General features: G+C 48.8%; 20 protein-coding genes. 16 read left to right on the top strand and 4 right to left on the bottom strand.

What is annotated here, in order from left to right:
* The 3 genes from hflX to P9687_RS15760 all read left to right on the top strand — a co-directional run.
* Nucleotides 1-828: GTPase HflX (gene hflX, locus P9687_RS15770; RefSeq protein WP_328228924.1), on the top strand; the 828-nt coding region annotated here is incomplete at its 5' end.
* Nucleotides 829-901: 73 nt separating this feature from the next.
* Entirely contained in the window at nucleotides 902-2,173 is a 1,272-nt protein-coding gene (locus P9687_RS15765; RefSeq protein ID WP_035188526.1) for a methionine gamma-lyase family protein, read from the top strand.
* Between the two features lie 138 nt (nucleotides 2,174-2,311).
* Nucleotides 2,312-3,211: a 5'-3' exonuclease gene (locus P9687_RS15760; RefSeq protein ID WP_035188528.1), complete on the top strand. Its 900-nt coding sequence runs from the start codon at nucleotides 2,312-2,314 to the stop codon at nucleotides 3,209-3,211.
* Between the two features lie 87 nt (nucleotides 3,212-3,298).
* On the opposite strand, the gene sspL is transcribed toward P9687_RS15760, so the two are convergent.
* A complete protein-coding gene (gene sspL / locus P9687_RS15755; RefSeq protein ID WP_013859188.1) occupies nucleotides 3,299-3,439 on the bottom strand; it encodes a small, acid-soluble spore protein L in 141 nt (46 codons plus the stop codon).
* Between the two features lie 141 nt (nucleotides 3,440-3,580).
* Between sspL and P9687_RS15750 the strand changes: the two genes are divergently transcribed.
* The gene (locus P9687_RS15750; protein ID WP_014098476.1) at nucleotides 3,581-3,757 is read left to right on the top strand and encodes a zinc-finger domain-containing protein; all 177 of its coding nucleotides are present in this window, start codon (nucleotides 3,581-3,583) and stop codon (nucleotides 3,755-3,757) included.
* Nucleotides 3,758-3,991: 234 nt separating this feature from the next.
* On the opposite strand, the gene cspD is transcribed toward P9687_RS15750, so the two are convergent.
* Nucleotides 3,992-4,195 carry a cold-shock protein CspD gene (cspD, locus tag P9687_RS15745; RefSeq protein WP_013859190.1) on the bottom strand — a complete coding sequence of 68 codons (204 nt, stop codon included), beginning with the start codon at nucleotides 4,193-4,195 and terminating at the stop codon, nucleotides 3,992-3,994.
* A gap of 313 nt (nucleotides 4,196-4,508) precedes the next feature.
* On the opposite strand from cspD, the gene mntR reads away from it, so the two are divergent.
* The 10 genes from mntR (at nucleotide 4,509) to P9687_RS15695 (ending at nucleotide 14,169) form a co-directional block, all read left to right on the top strand.
* A complete protein-coding gene (gene mntR, locus P9687_RS15740) occupies nucleotides 4,509-4,928 on the top strand; it encodes a transcriptional regulator MntR (protein ID WP_014098475.1) in 420 nt (139 codons plus the stop codon).
* A 312-nt stretch (nucleotides 4,929-5,240) separates the two neighbouring features.
* Nucleotides 5,241-6,926, top strand: coding sequence for a formate--tetrahydrofolate ligase (locus P9687_RS15735; protein WP_035185072.1), 1,686 nt, complete (start codon nucleotides 5,241-5,243; stop codon nucleotides 6,924-6,926).
* A gap of 14 nt (nucleotides 6,927-6,940) precedes the next feature.
* Entirely contained in the window at nucleotides 6,941-7,441 is a 501-nt protein-coding gene (locus P9687_RS15730; protein ID WP_026683684.1) for a hypothetical protein, read from the top strand.
* Between the two features lie 83 nt (nucleotides 7,442-7,524).
* Nucleotides 7,525-8,175 (top strand): HD domain-containing protein, encoded by a 651-nt coding sequence (locus P9687_RS15725; protein ID WP_014098471.1) that lies wholly within the window; start codon nucleotides 7,525-7,527, stop codon nucleotides 8,173-8,175.
* Complete coding sequence (locus tag P9687_RS15720) at nucleotides 8,172-10,055, top strand: ABC-F family ATP-binding cassette domain-containing protein (protein ID WP_026683686.1); 1,884 nt, start codon at nucleotides 8,172-8,174, stop codon at nucleotides 10,053-10,055. The genes P9687_RS15725 and P9687_RS15720 overlap by 4 nt, the downstream gene beginning before the upstream one ends.
* Before the next feature lie 254 nt (nucleotides 10,056-10,309).
* Nucleotides 10,310-11,434: a conserved virulence factor C family protein gene (locus tag P9687_RS15715; protein ID WP_026683687.1), complete on the top strand. Its 1,125-nt coding sequence runs from the start codon at nucleotides 10,310-10,312 to the stop codon at nucleotides 11,432-11,434.
* Nucleotides 11,435-11,452: 18 nt separating this feature from the next.
* Entirely contained in the window at nucleotides 11,453-11,890 is a 438-nt protein-coding gene (locus P9687_RS15710) for a BrxA/BrxB family bacilliredoxin (RefSeq protein ID WP_017550772.1), read from the top strand.
* 110 nt (nucleotides 11,891-12,000) lie between these two features.
* Nucleotides 12,001-12,579, top strand: coding sequence for a YpjP family protein (locus tag P9687_RS15705; protein WP_017550773.1), 579 nt, complete (start codon nucleotides 12,001-12,003; stop codon nucleotides 12,577-12,579).
* Nucleotides 12,580-12,889: 310 nt separating this feature from the next.
* Nucleotides 12,890-13,684 (top strand): thymidylate synthase, encoded by a 795-nt coding sequence (locus tag P9687_RS15700; protein ID WP_026104540.1) that lies wholly within the window; start codon nucleotides 12,890-12,892, stop codon nucleotides 13,682-13,684.
* Nucleotides 13,681-14,169, top strand: coding sequence for a dihydrofolate reductase (locus P9687_RS15695; RefSeq protein ID WP_035188530.1), 489 nt, complete (start codon nucleotides 13,681-13,683; stop codon nucleotides 14,167-14,169). The genes P9687_RS15700 and P9687_RS15695 overlap by 4 nt, the downstream gene beginning before the upstream one ends.
* A 40-nt stretch (nucleotides 14,170-14,209) precedes the next feature.
* On the opposite strand, the gene trhA is transcribed toward P9687_RS15695, so the two are convergent.
* Nucleotides 14,210-14,848 carry a PAQR family membrane homeostasis protein TrhA gene (trhA, locus tag P9687_RS15690; RefSeq protein ID WP_017550777.1) on the bottom strand — a complete coding sequence of 213 codons (639 nt, stop codon included), beginning with the start codon at nucleotides 14,846-14,848 and terminating at the stop codon, nucleotides 14,210-14,212.
* Nucleotides 14,849-15,028: 180 nt separating this feature from the next.
* Here trhA and P9687_RS15685 point away from each other — a divergent pair, with 180 nt between their 5' ends.
* Both P9687_RS15685 and P9687_RS15680 read left to right on the top strand, forming a co-directional pair.
* Nucleotides 15,029-15,802 (top strand): SGNH/GDSL hydrolase family protein, encoded by a 774-nt coding sequence (locus P9687_RS15685; protein ID WP_035188533.1) that lies wholly within the window; start codon nucleotides 15,029-15,031, stop codon nucleotides 15,800-15,802.
* Between the two features lie 26 nt (nucleotides 15,803-15,828).
* Nucleotides 15,829-16,386: a YpmS family protein gene (locus P9687_RS15680; RefSeq protein WP_035188536.1), complete on the top strand. Its 558-nt coding sequence runs from the start codon at nucleotides 15,829-15,831 to the stop codon at nucleotides 16,384-16,386.
* A gap of 145 nt (nucleotides 16,387-16,531) precedes the next feature.
* Here the strand turns inward: P9687_RS15680 and P9687_RS15675 are convergent, their stop codons facing one another.
* Nucleotides 16,532-17,014 carry an RsmF rRNA methyltransferase first C-terminal domain-containing protein gene (locus P9687_RS15675; RefSeq protein WP_328228923.1) on the bottom strand — a complete coding sequence of 161 codons (483 nt, stop codon included), beginning with the start codon at nucleotides 17,012-17,014 and terminating at the stop codon, nucleotides 16,532-16,534.
* Between the last annotated feature and the right edge of the window lie 129 nt (nucleotides 17,015-17,143).

The following is a 17,143-nucleotide window of genomic DNA, read 5'->3' as shown; positions in this document are numbered from 1 at the left end:
GAGCTGTCGCGGCTCGGGGGCGGAATCGGCACGAGGGGGCCGGGGGAAACCCAGCTTGAAACGGACCGCCGCCATATCCGCCGCCGCATTTCTGAAATCAAGGCGCAGCTTGAAACGGTTGTCCACCACCGGGAGCGGTACCGCGAAAGGCGGAAAAAGAACCATGTGTTTCAAATTGCGCTTGTCGGCTATACCAACGCCGGAAAATCGACATTGTTTAACCGCCTGTCTGCCGCAAATTCTTATGAGGAAAACCAGCTGTTTGCCACGCTTGATCCGATGACAAGAAAAGTTGTGTTGCCAAGCGGTTATACGGCTTTGCTGACGGATACGGTCGGATTTATCCAGGACTTGCCGACGACGCTGATTGCGGCGTTCCGCTCGACCTTAGAAGAAGTGCGGGAAGCCGATTTGCTTTTGCATGTCATTGACAGTTCCAACCCGGATTATGACAACCATCAAAAAACGGTGCAGCGCCTGCTTTCCGAACTGGAAATGAACCATCTACCGCAGCTTGCCGTTTACAATAAAATGGATATAAAAGACAGCCATTTCGTGCCCAATGCACAAAACAGCATCATGATCAGCGCGAAAGACGAAAAAGACATCCACCGGCTGCTGTTGGAAATTGAAAAACAAGTGTTGGCCGAAATGGTGCCGTATCGCGCGCTTGTCCCGCAAACAGAAGGAAAGCTGCTTTCAGTTTTAAAAAGTGATACCATTTTAAGAGAACTAATTTTTAAAGAAGAAAATGAGGCATACCAGTGCAAGGGATATGCGCTTCCAGGCCATCCGGTTCTGGGCGCGATACAACAATATGCTGAATAAAAACCTTGCGCGCGGGTGCATGCAGCGGGTTGCCTTGCATGCACCCCATATTTTGAACGGAAAGGTGTAGAAGATGTACCAGTATTTGACTCATGGTGCCAAACTCAGGCAAATGGCAGAAGAGGCCGAGCGTCAAATTCGCCCGGTCCACAGCGCAATAGAAAAACGGGCGGAAGCGAACCAGTTCCGCGTTTTGCAAAGTTTTCAAAAGTATAAAGTGAGCGAGTCGCATTTTTATCCGTCGACCGGATACGGCTATGATGACGCCGGCAGGGAAACACTTGAGAACATATATGCCGATGTTTTCGGCGCGGAAGCCGGGCTCGTCCGCCCGCAAATCATTTCCGGGACACATGCGATTACGATTTCGCTTTTCGGCGTCCTCCGCCCGGGGGATGAATTGCTATACATAACCGGAAAGCCGTACGATACGCTTGATGAAATTACAGGGGTGCACGGTAGTGGCAACGGTTCGCTGCAGGAGTTTAACATAACCTATAATTATGTAAACTTGAAGGAAGACGGCACGGTCGATTTTGAAGCGGTAAGAAAAGCGATCCATCCCCATACAAAAATGGTTGCGATCCAGCGCTCAAAAGGATATGCGTCAAGACCTTCGTTTACAGTGGATGAGATCGGGGAAATGATCCGCTTTGTAAAAGAAATCAAGCCGGATGCAGTTGTGTTTGTCGACAACTGCTACGGCGAATTTGTAGAGGAGAAGGAGCCATGCCATGTTGGCGCGGATTTAATGGCCGGTTCGCTTATCAAAAATCCGGGCGGCGGGCTTGCGAAAACGGGCGGCTATATTGTCGGGAAGAAAAAATGGGTGGAAAGCTGCGCTTACAGGATGACATCTCCCGGAATTGGCGCGGAAGCAGGAGCATCGCTTTACAGCCTTCTTGAGATGTACCAGGGCTTCTTTCTGGCGCCGCATGTGGTGGCAGAGGCATTAAAAGGTGCGGTGTTTACATCGGCAATCTTGGAAAAATCCGGGATGAATACGTATCCGAAATGGGATGCGCCGAGGACGGACCTCATCCAGTCCGTTGAATTTGGCGACCCGGACAGCATGGTCGCCTTTTGCCAGGCGATCCAGTTTGCTTCACCGGTGAATTCATATGTGACGCCATACCCGAGTGATATGCCCGGTTATGCGGACGATGTCATCATGGCAGCTGGCACGTTTATCCAGGGGGCAAGCATCGAGCTTTCCGCCGACGGCCCGCTCCGCCCGCCATACACCGCCTATGTTCAGGGCGGCCTTACGTATGCGCATGTCAAAATGGCCGTCCTGCTCGCGCTCGACCGGTTGATGGAAGAAAATCTTGTAGATCCCAGTTGAATTTTTCCCTGCTTTGATCTACGGTCGGCTGGATTTCAACCGGGCACAATGGTTCGCCCGTTTAGAACCGCCTTTTTTCAATGCGGCCAGTTGCTGGTTGTGTTATAATAACAGGATGATATTTGATGAGGTGATCGCATGAATAAGAGGCCGCATTTGCTTTTAATTGACGGGATGGCGCTCCTTTTCCGGGCTTTTTATGCCACTGCCGTGACGGGGCAGTTTATGGTGAATTCTAAAGGGATGCCGACAAACGGCGTGCAGGGCTTTTTGCGCCATTTGCTTTTGGCGGCTGAGAACAAAAAACCGACGCATGTGGCCGTTTGCTGGGATATGGGGAGCAAAACGTTCCGCAACGACCTGTACGGTGAATATAAAGCAAACCGGGACGTCCCGCCGGTTGAGATGATTCCGCAATTTGACCTGGCGAAAGAAACAGTGGAAGCTTTTGAAATTCCAAATGTCGGAGTGGCCGGGTATGAAGCGGACGACTGTCTTGGCACCCTTAGCAGCCGGTTCAAAGACGAGGCGGATATTTCCATTTTGACCGGCGACCGCGACATCTTGCAGCTTTTGGATGACCATGTGGAAGTCCATCTCCTCCAAAAAGGGTTCGGAAATTATAAAACCTATACAAAGGCGGCGTTTATGGACGAATACGGGGTGACGCCGCGGCAGTTTATCGATGTAAAAGCGCTGATGGGCGATGCAAGCGACGGGTATCCGGGTGTGAAGGGGATCGGTGAAAAAACAGCGTTTAAGCTCGTCAGCCGGTTTGGAAACATCAGCGGCATTTTGGAGCATCTCGGGGAGCTCACCCCGTCGCAGCAGAAAAAAATCGAAGCGGGATTGGAGATGCTGCACCTGAGCAGAAAACTTGCTGAAATCCGTTGTGATGTGCCTGTGGCTTTTTCTTTGGAAGAAGCGCGGTTTGGCCAGATTCCTGAAACGTTTATGGAACTGATGGAGGAACTGGAATTAAAAATGGTAAAACGCCATTTGGTTACAGCGCGGATAAACGCAAGCTTCATTTCTTAACCACTTTGCCCGGTTTAATTGGGGACGGAAAGTGGAAAAACAGCATTCAGGACAAGAATGCTGTTTTTCTTCTCCGTTTTGCGATTGTCAGATTTTTGTATTGGACTTTTTCGCGCGGTTTTCAAGGGTTGTTTTTGGGTCCGGCGCGAATGCCGCATCCTGTGCGATTCCTTGCGGCGTAACGGAATTTGCCGCTTTACCGCGGTTTGTATTGTCTTTTTTAGCCATCCTGATCACCTCTTGTTATAGCATGCCCAAATTCGGGGAAATTTTGATAAAGGGATCCCCGGGAAAGTCAGGCGTGCCGCAATGGATAAATGCACGTGCAATGCGGATGGGAAAGCTGGCGGAAAGAAAGAAGGGATAAAGATGGAAAGAAAACAACTCATCCGGGAAGTGGATGAAATATTAAAGACGTATTGTGAAGGCTGTTTTTTAAAATCGCATTTCCGGAAAACACGTGGGAAAAAATATGCCCACCAGTTTTGCATCCGGCAATGCACGGTAGGCGAAAAGCTGAAAAAATACGGCGACCGGTTATCGTGACGGGTGTTACAAAATGCGGGAAACAGGCGGCACCCGAAAACGGTTGCGCGTCTTGCCGTATTAAATCGAACAAAGTCGGCTCAGACAACAGGCGTGGCGGAAGACATCGCAGACTGTAAACAGTATACTGATGCAACAACCGGAAAAATGCCACAATCCGGTATTGTGAGGACTTACACAAATGCAGAAAAATAAAAGGCTGGCATAAAAGCCAGCCTCGTTGCATTCTATGATTTATGAAAGTTTTGTTACATTCGCTGCCTGAGGTCCGCGGTTGCCTTCAACGATGTCGAAAGAAACAGCTTGGCCTTCTTCCAATGTTTTGAATCCTTCACCTTGAATAGCGGTGAAATGAACGAAAACATCGTCTCCACCTTCAACTTCAATGAACCCGTAGCCTTTTTCGTTATTGAACCATTTTACTTTACCGTTTTGCATTTCTTAATCCTCCTAAATCAAAAGCACGTTCGTGCCAAAAAATGTTGCATTAAACAGATGAAAAACCGCCATCAAGGTCTGGGAAATCACTTGTTTAATGTTATAATTAATATACTCCATCCGGTATGGATAGTCAAGACAAACGAATCAAAAATGAGGGAAAATTGTTGTGAATTCTTAAATTTGCAAGCGGTTTAAAACTGGCGCAGCTTTTTTCAGGAATTCTTGTACATCATCCGTGATTATAGTAAACTGATGGTATTGTTATTGTACCGGCAGACTCAATATTTGTTGTAAGAATGGGGGCCCGTGGATGCCGACACCTAGTATGGAAGACTACATTGAACAGATTTTTATTCTGATTGAAAGCAAAGGATATGCGCGTGTTTCTGATATTGCAGAAGCGCTTTCCGTTCATCCTTCATCCGTCACGAAAATGGTACAGAAGCTGGATAAGGATGATTATCTTGTTTATGAAAAATACCGCGGACTGGTCCTCACCCCAAAAGGTAAAAAAATTGGAAAACGGCTCGTCGACCGCCATCATTTGCTTGAACAGTTTTTAAGGATCATCGGGGTCGACGAAGAAAATATTTATAGAGATGTAGAAGGAATTGAACATCACCTGAGCTGGAATTCCATTGACCGGATCGGAGACCTTGTCCAATACTTTGAGGAAGATCCGGGCCGGGTGAACGACCTGAAGCGGCTTCAGGCACAAAACGAGGATTGAATTTTCCGGCCTCCCTGCCCTTGAAATGGGTGCTGGTTCCTTTTTATGCACCGGATGATGGGGCATGTTGCCTAAAAGGCTGTCTGCCGGCACGCATCAGGATTTAGAACCCTCCCTGCTTGATGCAAGCAGGGCTCTTTCCCGCCAGCCGGAAAACAAACTTCGCATGGCGCCTTTATGCAGAAAATTAGGGCTAGAGCCAAACGATTTTCCGGTATGGGTGAAAAAATCCTTTTTTCAGGTGCAATGGGCTACAGGGGTATGTAGAATAGAAGATGGAAGCAGATTTTTGATGAAGCGGAGGATTTGACATTGCCAAGCCATTCGATTGGAAAGACGGATATTGATATTGCACAGCATGCTTCGCTGAAACCGATCAAAGAAATTGCGGAAACCGTGCAGCTTGCAGAAGAAGACCTTGAATATTACGGGAAATACAAGGCGAAAATTACATATGAAAAAATCAAGCAGCTTAAAACCAAAAAAGACGGAAAATTATTTCTTGTCACTTCCATCAATCCGACGCCGGCTGGGGAAGGCAAGTCAACCGTCACAATCGGACTCGGCGATGCATTAAAACAGCTGGGCCATAAAACCGTGATTGCCTTAAGGGAGCCATCACTCGGACCGGTCATGGGGCTGAAAGGGGGCGCAACGGGCGGCGGTTATGCACAAGTCTTGCCGATGGAAGAGATCAATCTTCATTTCACAGGCGATTTTCATGCGATTACCGCTGCCAATAATGCCATTTCCGCTTTGCTGGACAATCATATCCACCAGGGAAATCGATTGCAGATTGACCAGCGCCGCATTGTCTGGAAGCGGGCGGTCGATTTAAATGACCGGGCGCTGCGCCATGTGGTCGTCGGTCTCGGCGGTCCCGGCCAGGGCGTGCCCCGTGAAGACGGATTTGACATTACGGTGGCTTCTGAACTGATGGCCGTTTTATGCCTGGCGGAAGATCTCGAAGATTTAAAAAGGCGGATTGCGAACATCGTTGTAGCCTACAATTACGAAAAGAAACCCGTGACCGTCGGTGACCTCGGAATCGAAGGCGCGATTGCCTTATTGCTGAAAGATGCTTTGAAACCGAATCTTGTCCAGACGATCGAACATACACCGGCGCTTGTCCACGGTGGCCCGTTTGCCAATATTGCGCACGGCTGCAACAGCGTGATGGCGACCAAAACCGCTTTGAAACTGGCCGATTATGTCGTCACGGAAGCCGGCTTTGGTGCCGATCTCGGTGCTGAAAAATTCCTCGACATTAAAGCGCGGGCAGCCGGCTTGAAACCGGACGGCGTTGTGATTGTCGCCACCATCCGCGCATTAAAAATGCACGGCGGGGTGCGCAAGGAAGATTTGGCGGCAGAAAATATTGCGGCTCTTGAAGCCGGGCTTTTAAACCTGCAAAAACATGTTGAAACGATCGCTTCATTCGGTCTGCCGTTTGTCGTTGCCATCAACCGGTTTATATCGGACAGTGATGCGGAAATTGCTGTCTTAGAAAATTGGTGCAGTGAACGTGGCATTCCTGTGTCGCTTACGGAAGTGTGGGAAAAAGGGGGCGCAGGTGGCATAGATCTTGCGGCCAAACTGCTGGAAGCCGCCAAACAGCCACATACATTCAGGCCGGTTTACCCGCTTGAATCAACCATTGAAGAGAAGATAGAGGCGATTGTGCGTCAGGTGTATGGCGGCCGCGGTGCCGAATTTTCCGCGAAGGCGCAAAAACAAATCCGCGAATTTGAACAATTCGGATGGGGACATCTTCCTGTTTGTATTGCAAAAACGCAGTATTCCTTATCCGATGACCCGCACAAAACGTGCCGTCCGTATGATTTTGCGATCCATGTCCGCGAACTTGTCCCGAAGCTTGGCGCCGGGTTTATCGTTGCCCTGACAGGAGACGTTCTGACCATGCCGGGTCTTCCGAAAGAACCGGCCGCTTACCGGATGGATGTTGATGCGGACGGCCGCGCATCCGGGCTCTTTTAAACGGGGGACAGGCGATGTTTGACCCAACTGCTTTTGAAAATATGAAGACTGTATTCGAAGGTGCTGCCTATGAGCTTGATTTACGAGGGGAAGCATCCATCACCGGAAGAAAAGACCTGGTCGACCTGGCGGAAATGTCCCGGGAATACCGCATTACGCTTCAGCTTCCGGAATGGCAGGAAGCAAGCGTAACGATCTGTCTTTCGGCTTCGCTCGGGCAGCTGGCGGCGGAAATACTGGATCTCGCGTCCGGCGCCAAAGCGGGTGCCAGTGCGGCCGTAACTTTTTCCTGGAAAAACAGAGACCGATCCGCTGATTATAAACAGATTATCTTTTCCGCATGGGGAAACGGCAACCGGCGCCGCATCGAGGAAAGGACTGTCCGCTCATCACGCTCGGGTGTAACCGAAGAAGTTGCCATCGATTTTGCCCGGCTGATAACGGAAGATTTAATGGATGATTTGCTTAAGATGCCCGCAGATGCCGTGAAGACTTTGCGCCGGATGAGGGTCTAACAAAAGCTGCATGCTCTGTCGTGCAGCTTTTGGCTTGCTTGCCCAAAAAACATGATAAAATGAAGGCAAAGAAAGGGGCATTTATGTATAAACATCCGGTTCTTTTACAGATTGAACAGTTCGCCCGCGCTTTCCACAGCGGAGATGCTTCCGGTCATGACTGGCACCACATTAGGCGTGTCCGCGGGCTTGCACTCTATATTGCGGAAAAAGAGGAAAAAGGTGATCGATTTATCATTGAAGCTAGCGCCCTTTTGCACGATATTCCGGACGTAAAGCTGAACGCGGACAACCAGAAAGGGGCGAAAAAACTGAAGGCCTTTTTAAACAGCCTGCCGCTAGCGGAATATCAAAAAGAGCAAATTCAAAATATCGTTGCAAGCATTTCTTTTAAAGGCGGCAATGAAACAGAACTGTTGCATTTTGAGGCAATGGCTGTCCGTGATGCCGACCGGTTGGATGCAATCGGGGCAATTGGGATCGCTCGCGCATTCGCATACGGCGGAAAAAAGGGTCAGCCGCTCTATGACCCGGAACTGCCAGTGAGAAAACAAATGACTGAAGAAGAATATCGAAACGGGAAAACTTCCTCGATCCATCATTTTTATGAAAAGCTATTACTTTTAAAAGATAGGCTGTACACTGAGACGGCGAAAAAACTTGCAGAAGAACGCCACTACTTTATGGAGCAGTTTTTACAGGAATTTTTCAAAGAATGGAATGTTGAACGATGAAAATATTTCAAGCTCAGGGACTGACAAAATCTTACGGGGAAAAAGTGCTGTTTGGTGATCTTTCTTTCCACATTGGGGAACAGGAACGGATCGGCCTTGTCGGCGTCAATGGCACCGGAAAATCGAGCCTGCTGAAAATCATTGCGGGACAGGATGAAGCGGATAGCGGGGAACTGAGCACGCCGAACGATTATACCATTGGTTATTTGCCGCAGGAGCCTGAACTGAATCCGGCCTTCACGGTCCTTGAACAGGTATATAAAAGCGAGTCTCCAATTATGGCGCTTTTACGTTCCTATGAAGAGGCGCTGCTTGAAGTCGGGAAGGATCCGGGAAATGCAGACAAACAGGATCGATTGTTCCGGCTGCAAAAAGAAATGGATGCCGGCGGTGCATGGGAAGCCGGCGCCAATGCACAGACGGTCCTTTCAAAACTTGGCATCCGCGATTTGGACAGAAAAATTTCGGGATTGTCAGGCGGACAGAAAAAGCGGGTCGCCCTTGCCCGGGTATTAATGGAAACACCCGATTTGTTGATTTTGGATGAGCCGACCAACCATCTCGACTATCCGGCTGTCAAGTGGCTGGAAGCATTTATTGCAAAATATCCCCGTTCTGTCCTGTTTGTGACACATGACCGCTATTTCCTCGACCGGGCGGCAAACCGGATTTTCGAGCTTAATGGTGGAAAACTGTACAGCTACAAAGGGAATTACCAGGATTTTATGGAAGCAAAAGCGCAGCGGGAAGAAGCGCAACTGCAGCAGGAAGAAAAACGGAAAAATTTGTACAGGCGGGAGCTTGCCTGGATGAAGCGCGGGGCAAAGGCGCGTTCGACAAAACAAAAAGCAAGGATCGGGCGTTTTGAAGAACTGGAATCCAGCCTCGGTAAAAGCCCCCGGCAGCAGGAAGCCGATATCGCTTTGTCCGGCAGCCGCCTCGGCAAACAGGTTTTTGAACTGCAGCATGCTAATAAAGCGTTCGGTTCAGAGACGATTCTAAAGGATTTCAACCTGCTCGTAAAGCCTGGTGACCGGATCGGCATCGTCGGGAAAAATGGAAGCGGAAAATCAACTTTGATGAACATTCTCGCTGGCAGGATTCCGCTCGATTCCGGGGAACGCCTCACCGGGCAGACCGTCAAAATCGCGTATTACCGTCAGGAAACGCCAGGCATGAATGAAGATAAGCGGATGATCGAGTATATACGGGAAGCGGGGGATACGGTGACAACAAAAGACGGGGAAACGATTTCCGCCGCGCAAATGCTGGAAAGATTTCTTTTTGACATGCACACGCACGGCACCCCGGTCAGAAAACTGTCGGGCGGCGAAAAGCGCAGGCTGTATTTGCTCAGGCTTCTGATGTCGCGGCCAAATGTGCTGCTTTTGGACGAACCGACGAATGATCTCGATACGGAGACGCTTACCGTGCTTGAAGATTATATCGGAGAGTTTCCGGGCGTCGTCATCTCGGTTTCACACGACCGCTATTTTCTTGATAAAACCGCGGAGCAGCTGCTTATTTTTGAAGGCGGCGGCAAAATCAGCCGCTTTTTTGGCCGTTACAGCGACTACCTCGAAATCGCGCATGAAACGCCGGCACAGGAGGAAAAAACGGATGTGCCGAAGTCTAAACGGGAACCGAAACGAAAAAAATGGTCTTACAATGAGCAGCGGGAATGGGAAGAGATAGACGAAAAAATTGAAGCATGCGAGCAAGCCATTGCCGCACTGAACGAACAATTGGAACAAGCCGGCTCCGATTTTGTCAGGGCCCAGGACATTTCAAAAGCGCTCGAAGAAGAAAACGAGCGGCTGGAAGGCCTTATTGAACGCTGGAGCTATCTTTCCGAGCTGCAGGAAAAAAACGACAACTAACTTTTTCTGAGGAAGGCGACCCGTTTTTTGCCGGAAAAGCGTGACAGTTGGTCCGTCGCTTTCCGGGCTGGAGGAATGGGCGGCAGCCGGAAACATGCTTTTTGAAAGGAAAAAAGGGCGAGCCGGCGAACGCGCGAAAGATGTTTCCCATTTTTAAGGTACGCTTGATATTTATGAAAAGAATCAACTCATTCGTGTATCCACTGTGTTTATGTTAAAATGCAAGTAGACTGGATGGGAAAGGCGGTGTGGAAATGAAAATTAAAGCGATTGAACCAACGCCGAGCCCGAATACGATGAAAGTCGTATTGACGGAAGCACTGCCGGACGGCGCCCGCAGCAATTATAAGAAAGGGCAGGAAGAAGGGGTGCCGCCTGTGATCCGCCGTATCCTTGATATCGATGGCGTGAAAGGCGTATACCATGTTGCGGATTTTCTCGCGGTGGAGCGGCATGGTAAAACGGACTGGCAGGACATTTTGCCGAAAGTGCGTGAGGTGTTCGGGGAGGCGGAAACAGAAACCGGAAACAGCCCTCGTGCCAATGAGCATTTCGGGGAAGTCCAGGTGTTTGTCCAGATGTTTAAAGGCATTCCGCTCCAGGTCAAACTGACGGACGGGGAACAGGAAAAACGTTTCGGGCTGCCGGCTTATTTTGCCGAGGCGCTTGCCGCTGCGCAACTGGAAGGCGACAATTATGTTTTCTTGCGGAAATGGAAAGACTTCGGCGTGCGATACGGAGAGATGCAAGAAATCGGTGCGGAAGTCACAGAAGAAATCATTGCCGCTTATCCGAAAGAAAGGCTAAACCGGCTTGTAAATGAAGCGCAGCATCCGGAGCAGGTTCCCACTGCCAAAAAAAGGCTGAAATTAACGCCCGGCATGCTGGAAACGGATGACTGGCGCAAAAGGTACCGGCTCCTTGAACAAATGGAAGACCCAGATCTTTCCGACCTGCCTGTCCTTGAGAAAGCCTTGGAAGATGAAAAACCATCGATCAGGCGGCTTGCCGTTGTTTATTTGGGCATGGTGAAAGACAAGCGGGTACTGCCGCTTTTATACCGTGGTCTGCATGATGCGAATGCAAGCGTGCGGCGGACGGCAGGCGACTGTCTTAGCGATCTCGGGTTCAAAGAGGCATGCGGGGAAATGGCAAAAGCGCTCAAAGACAAAAGCAAAATTGTCAGGTGGCGCGCCGCCATGTTTTTATACGAAGCGGGTGACGAAGCTTCTCTACCGGCTTTAAGGGAAGCGGAAAACGACCCTGAATTTGAAGTCAGGCTCCAGGTCAGAATGGCGATTGAGCGGATTACAAAAGGCGAAGAAGCAAAAGGCTCGGTCTGGAAGCAGATGACAGAAGCAAGGCAAATCCAGCCATAATTAAAGGAGGACATCAACATGTCAATGGCATATGAAGAATACATGCGGGCGCTTATTACCCCGATGAGGGAAGAATTGACGGCAAACGGGTTTACGGAACTGCGTACACCGGAAGAAGTAGAGGCCTATATGGAAAAAGCGGAAGGCACCACGCTGGTTGTCGTGAACTCGGTGTGCGGCTGCGCAGCCGGGCTTGCGCGTCCGGCAATTGTTGAGGCAATCCGGACGGCTGAAAAGAAGCCGGACCATCTTGTTACGGTATTTGCCGGCCAGGACAAAGAAGCAACGGCAAAAATGCGTGAGTATTTTACCGGCATCGAACCCTCCTCCCCTTCTGTGGCGCTGCTTCAAGGGAAAGAAGTGGCCCATTTTATCCCGAGAAGCGATATCGAAGGGCATGAAGTCGAAGAAATCATCGAAAATCTGCATGCTGCTTTTGACCAACACTGCGCATAAAATTGCGGCCCCGTTTGCATCATTCCGGTTGCAAAATGGGGCCTGTTTTTTCTGTGTAAATATTATATAATAAATACATATTCGAACTGTTGGGATATGGAGGGGATCACGTGAAAAACTGGCTGAAAAAATCAATGGTTATCCTTGTTTCTGTTTTAACATTCGGCCTTGTCCCCCCTTCCCATGCAATCTGGAATCATCTCTATAAAACTGGCAATGAAACGGCGGAAACGACTTCTGCTTATTCCAATCGGACGGCTGCCACAAGCCGCAAGATTGACAGTGCCGCGCTTGCTCGGTCATTCGTTGAAGATGCAGAAAAACGGGCTTATCTGAAATTCGGGGAAAGGATCAGGCCTGTTATTGAAGACGAGTTCCGTGCTGCCGTTTTGCCAAACATTCAAACCGCCATCGCGGAAACGCTGCAGGAATACCCGCAGGACAAACTACCGCTGCTCGCTGTTTCAGACCAGCCGAGTGCGGGAACCGGTGAAAAAATGTTTCATATTTACAATACGGAAACAAATAAAGACATCATCCGTTTCCATGTCCGGCGCGACCATCCGCCCGGCGACGGCTACTATTTTAATTTCCATTACCATGTAGCCTTTGACCATTTCCAAACGCACCGCCACCTTGGCACCATTTACTGGGGCAAAAACATGCCGCCGCAATGGATGAAAGGATAAAGGCGGGTTGAAGAACGCTTGTCGCGGCAGCAGCTGACAGCGCTGCAACGGATAAAAGACTAAAGCGGTGTGGAAGACGGACACCTCATCCAGTCGAACATTTCATGCGCTTTTTGCAAACGCAGTGAATACAGCACCGGCAGAAGGATGTAAAATGAGCGAAACATGGCTTCTTTGTTGCCGGCCGCAAAAAGGAATAATTATGCAAATGGATGGTTTTGCCCCATTGTAAAAACTGGATTTCAATTTATATAACGCAATTTTCCAGGATAGAAACCCGGATATTTGAATGACAAAGGATGGAATCATGATGAAACAATATTTAGATCTTTGCCGCGAAGTGCTTGAAAACGGCGTCAAAAAAGATGACCGGACCGGTACCGGAACGATCAGCGTTTTCGGCCATCAAATGCGGTTTCATCTGGAGGACGGTTTTCCGCTTCTGACAACTAAGAAACTGCATTTGAAATCGATTATTTATGAACTGCTCTGGATGCTTGAAGGAGATACGAATGTAAAATACCTCCAGGAAAACGGCGTCCGCATTTGGAATGAGTGGGCAGATGAAAACGGCGACCTCGGCCCGGTTTACGGGAAACAATGGCGTTCATGGCAAACCCGGGACGGGCGGACGATCGACCAGATCACCCAGGTCATTGAACAAATCAAAACCAATCCGGATTCCAGGCGCCTGATCGTTAACGCATGGAATGTTGGGGAGATTGACAGGATGGCCCTGCCGCCGTGCCATTGCTTTTTCCAGTTTTATGTGGCAAACGGCAAGCTGTCATGCCAGCTGTACCAGCGTTCGGCCGATATTTTCCTCGGCGTGCCGTTTAACATTGCTTCTTACGCGCTGCTTACGATGATGATTGCGCAGGTTACGGGGCTGGAACCGGGGGACTTTGTCCATACGCTTGGCGATGCCCATATTTACTTGAACCATATCGAACAAGTGAAGCTGCAGCTGACACGGGAGCCCCGCAAGCTGCCGAAAATGGTTTTGAATCCTGAAGTAAAAGACATTTTCTCCTTCCGGTACGAAGATTTTACATTAAAAGATTACAATCCGTATCCGCACATCCCGGGGAAGGTGAGTGTATGATTTCCTTTTTATGGGCGGAAGATGAAAAAGGCGTGATTGGAAAGAACAATGCGCTTCCGTGGCATCTTCCCGAAGACTTGAAGTATTTTAAAAACATAACAATGGGTCATCCGGTTGTCATGGGAAGGCGGACGTTTGAATCGATCGGAAAGCCGCTTCCCGGCAGAACGAATATTGTGATGACGAGAGACCCGGATTTTAAGGCCCAAGACTGCGTCGTTGTCGCAGGCAAAACAGAACTGTTAAAATGGGCGGATGCACATGGCGGTGAGATTTTTGTCACGGGCGGCGCGGAGATTTTTGCCCTGCTGCTTGAGGAAGCGGAAAAATTGTACCGGACGAAAATACATGCTGACATGGAAGGCGATACCTATTTTCCGCCTGTTGACTGGGAGGAGTGGGAAATAGCTTCCAGCACAAAAGGGATAAAAAACGAAAAAAATCCTTATGACTACGAATTTCAAGTATTTGTACGGAAAAGGTAAAAAACCATGGAAACATTCCCATGGTTTTTTCTCTGTGCCATCAGACATAAAATAAAATCGTGAAGTACATAAACGCGCTTCCGGCAATGACAAAGATATGCCAGATCGCATGGGAGTAAGGAAGGTTTTTCCATGTGTAGAACACGGCGCCTACCGAGTAGCAGATCCCACCTGAAAAAAGGAGCCAGAATCCCGGAGCCGTAAGCCCTTTATACAAAGGCTCAATCGCAATGAGGATCAGCCAGCCCATGATTAAGTAAAGCATTGTGGACAATAATTTAAAGCGGTGAATGAGAAAACATTTTCCGGCAATGCCAATGGCAGAAACTCCCCATACGACCGAAAACAGTACCCATCCCAAAGTGCCATGCAGTGTAATCAGCACAATCGGCGTATACGTTCCGGCAATTAACAAGTAAATGGCAGAATGGTCCAGAATCGCGAGAAATGTTTTCACTTTCGTCCAGTAAAAGCTGTGCAGCAGTGTGGAAAACAAATACAAAAGCAGCATGGAAACCCCGAAAACAAGAAAACTTCCTAGATAGAGCGGGTTATTCTTTTCTGCGGCGAAAACGACGAGTATAACCATCGCCGGAATGCTGAGCAGAAAACCGATGCCATGCGTAACGGCATTGGCCAGTTCCTGTTTCCAGGATGAAAGCAGTGTTGAAGTTGTCAAAAATTTAAACCACCTTCGTCTTTAAGCTTCTCTTTATTATAGGGTTTTGCGGGGCAATCTGCAATGGAAACAACTTGCGTCTTTAGCGGGTGCAATTTTATGCATTCATCAGCAGAAGATCCCGTTTTTCATGTTATAATGGGTACATTGTAAATTCAGAAAGGCTAAGTGGTGTCAAAAATGAAAAAATGGTTCATTCCTCTTCTCGCTTCCGTTGCGCTTGCTTTATCGGGCTGTTCACACGGCATAACCGGCCTGTTGTTTAAACCGGCAAGCAACGAAAAAAAGATGGTGCCCGTTCCGCTGCACATCGTCTCGATCGGGGACTCCCTGACTGAAGGCGTAGGCGACAGCAAAGGGCGCGGCGGTTACACCTATTACTTGAAAAATGAACTGGACGCCTTAAAGGGTGTGAAAAAAACCACCATTGCCAATTATGGCGTAAAAGGGAACCGGACCGACCAATTGCTTGCCCGGCTCCAGGATGAAAAAATTCGGAAGTCCATCAAGGATTCAGATGTTGTTATGATTACCATCGGCGGCAATGATATGATGAAAGTGCTCCGTGAAAATATTTCCAATTTAAACAAGCAGGAGTTTGAGGCGGCCATTCCAGGGTACAAACAACGGCTCGATCAAATTTTCCGCCGCATCCGCGCGATCAATCCGGATGTAAAGATTGCGCTCGTCGGGCTCTATAACCCTTTTTCGAAGTGGCTGACCGATATAAAAGAAGTGGAACAAATGCTTGCAGCCTGGAATGATGCCAGCAAAGAGGTGGCATCGCGCTATAAAAATACCATTTTTATCCCAGTTGCAGATATTTTTGAGAACAACGAAGATGAATTGCTTTATGACGATCATTTCCATCCGAACGATGAAGGGTATAAACGGATGTCGAAACGGATTTACCGGTATCTCCTGAAAGGGAATTTTTTGGGGATTCCAAAATAGCAAAGTGGTAAAGGAATGATGCTTGCGTGAAAAGAAACCCATGGAAAATCGCTTTTTTTGCACTAGCTTCACTGGTTGTGGCCTTTGTACTCGTGCTTTCCTTTTTTCTTTTTGTGCCGGATGGCCACGTGCCCAAACCGGAAAAAACCGGAAAAACGATTGATTTGCGGGTAGAGACAAACAAGGCGGACTTAACGGCGCTCATTAACCGTTATTTGCGGGAAGAAAAAATAAAAGGGAAAGTGCTTTTAAATGATGAAGTCGTCTACTATGGAACTGTCGGGGTGTTTTCCGAAAAAATGCAGTATAAGATGACGTTTAAGCCGAAAGCGTTAAAGAACGGGGATCTCGTTTTAAAACAAAAATCGGTATCCCTCGGTTCCGTCCATCTCCCGGTATCCTATATTTTAAAATTCGTCAAAACGACCTACCATCTGCCGAAATGGGTGATCATCCAGCCGGGCGAAAAACTGGTGTATGTCCAGCTGCAAAATATGAAGCTGGAAAACGGCGCCAAGGTGAAAGTCAACGAATTTGATTTGCAGCATGATGACATCTCGTTTACACTTGGATTTCCAAAATAAAGCAAAAAGCCGGCCTTTAAAAGCCGGCTTTTCAATATGCCACAGAAGGTTTCGCCGCCGCCTGTGTACATGATACGGATTTTAAACGATCTTGACGCGGACGTAAACGGCACCAAAACACTTGTCTGGGCGCATTACACGGGTTTTAAACGATCCTTAACCCTTTCGGATAAAAGTTTTTCAAAATGCCGCCCGCTTCTTTGCTCCAGCCGAGCGGAAAACCGTCCACCGTGATCAAGATCCAGCCGCGGTTCTCGCTTGTTCCCGGTAGTGTCTCCCCTTTTAAATAGCGGATGCATTCACTGCTTTCGGCGCGAAGGTCCATCCGGTGTTTGCATTGTCCGGCTTTCAGGGAAAGCGCGAGCGCGTGATTCGGTTCAAATCGATTTTTTTTGAAAGTACCGAGATGCAGGCCGCACCGGACAAGATGGAGCCCCTTTAACTGCGGGCAGTTAAAAGGCAGCAGGAAAAGCTCGTTTTTATACAGAAAAAAGGAGCGCCTGCCCGGGTCAAAATGCTCGAGGGTGTTTTTGGCAAAGGTTGTCCAGTCTTTTTCCTGTTGCTTTGAAAGCTTCATGCCCTTTTCAAGCGGCACCTTTTGCCCCGTTTCCTCCGCGTGTTTGCGCATTTTTGCAGCAAAATGTCCTTCGCCTGTTAAGCGGTGCGGCCATCAACGCGCCGCATTGGACAACTCTTTCCGCTTTTCTGTTGCCCATTCCGGCTTTCCCGGTCCATCGCCGTGTTCATGGGGAATCGG

The sequence above is a fragment of the Weizmannia sp. CD-2023 genome, from assembly GCF_036225245.1.
In the GTDB taxonomy this organism is placed as follows: Bacteria; Bacillota; Bacilli; order Bacillales; family Bacillaceae_C; genus Weizmannia; species Weizmannia faecalis.
Note: the sequence above shows the minus strand (reverse complement) of the source record. Positions and strands in the feature narration are given on the sequence as shown.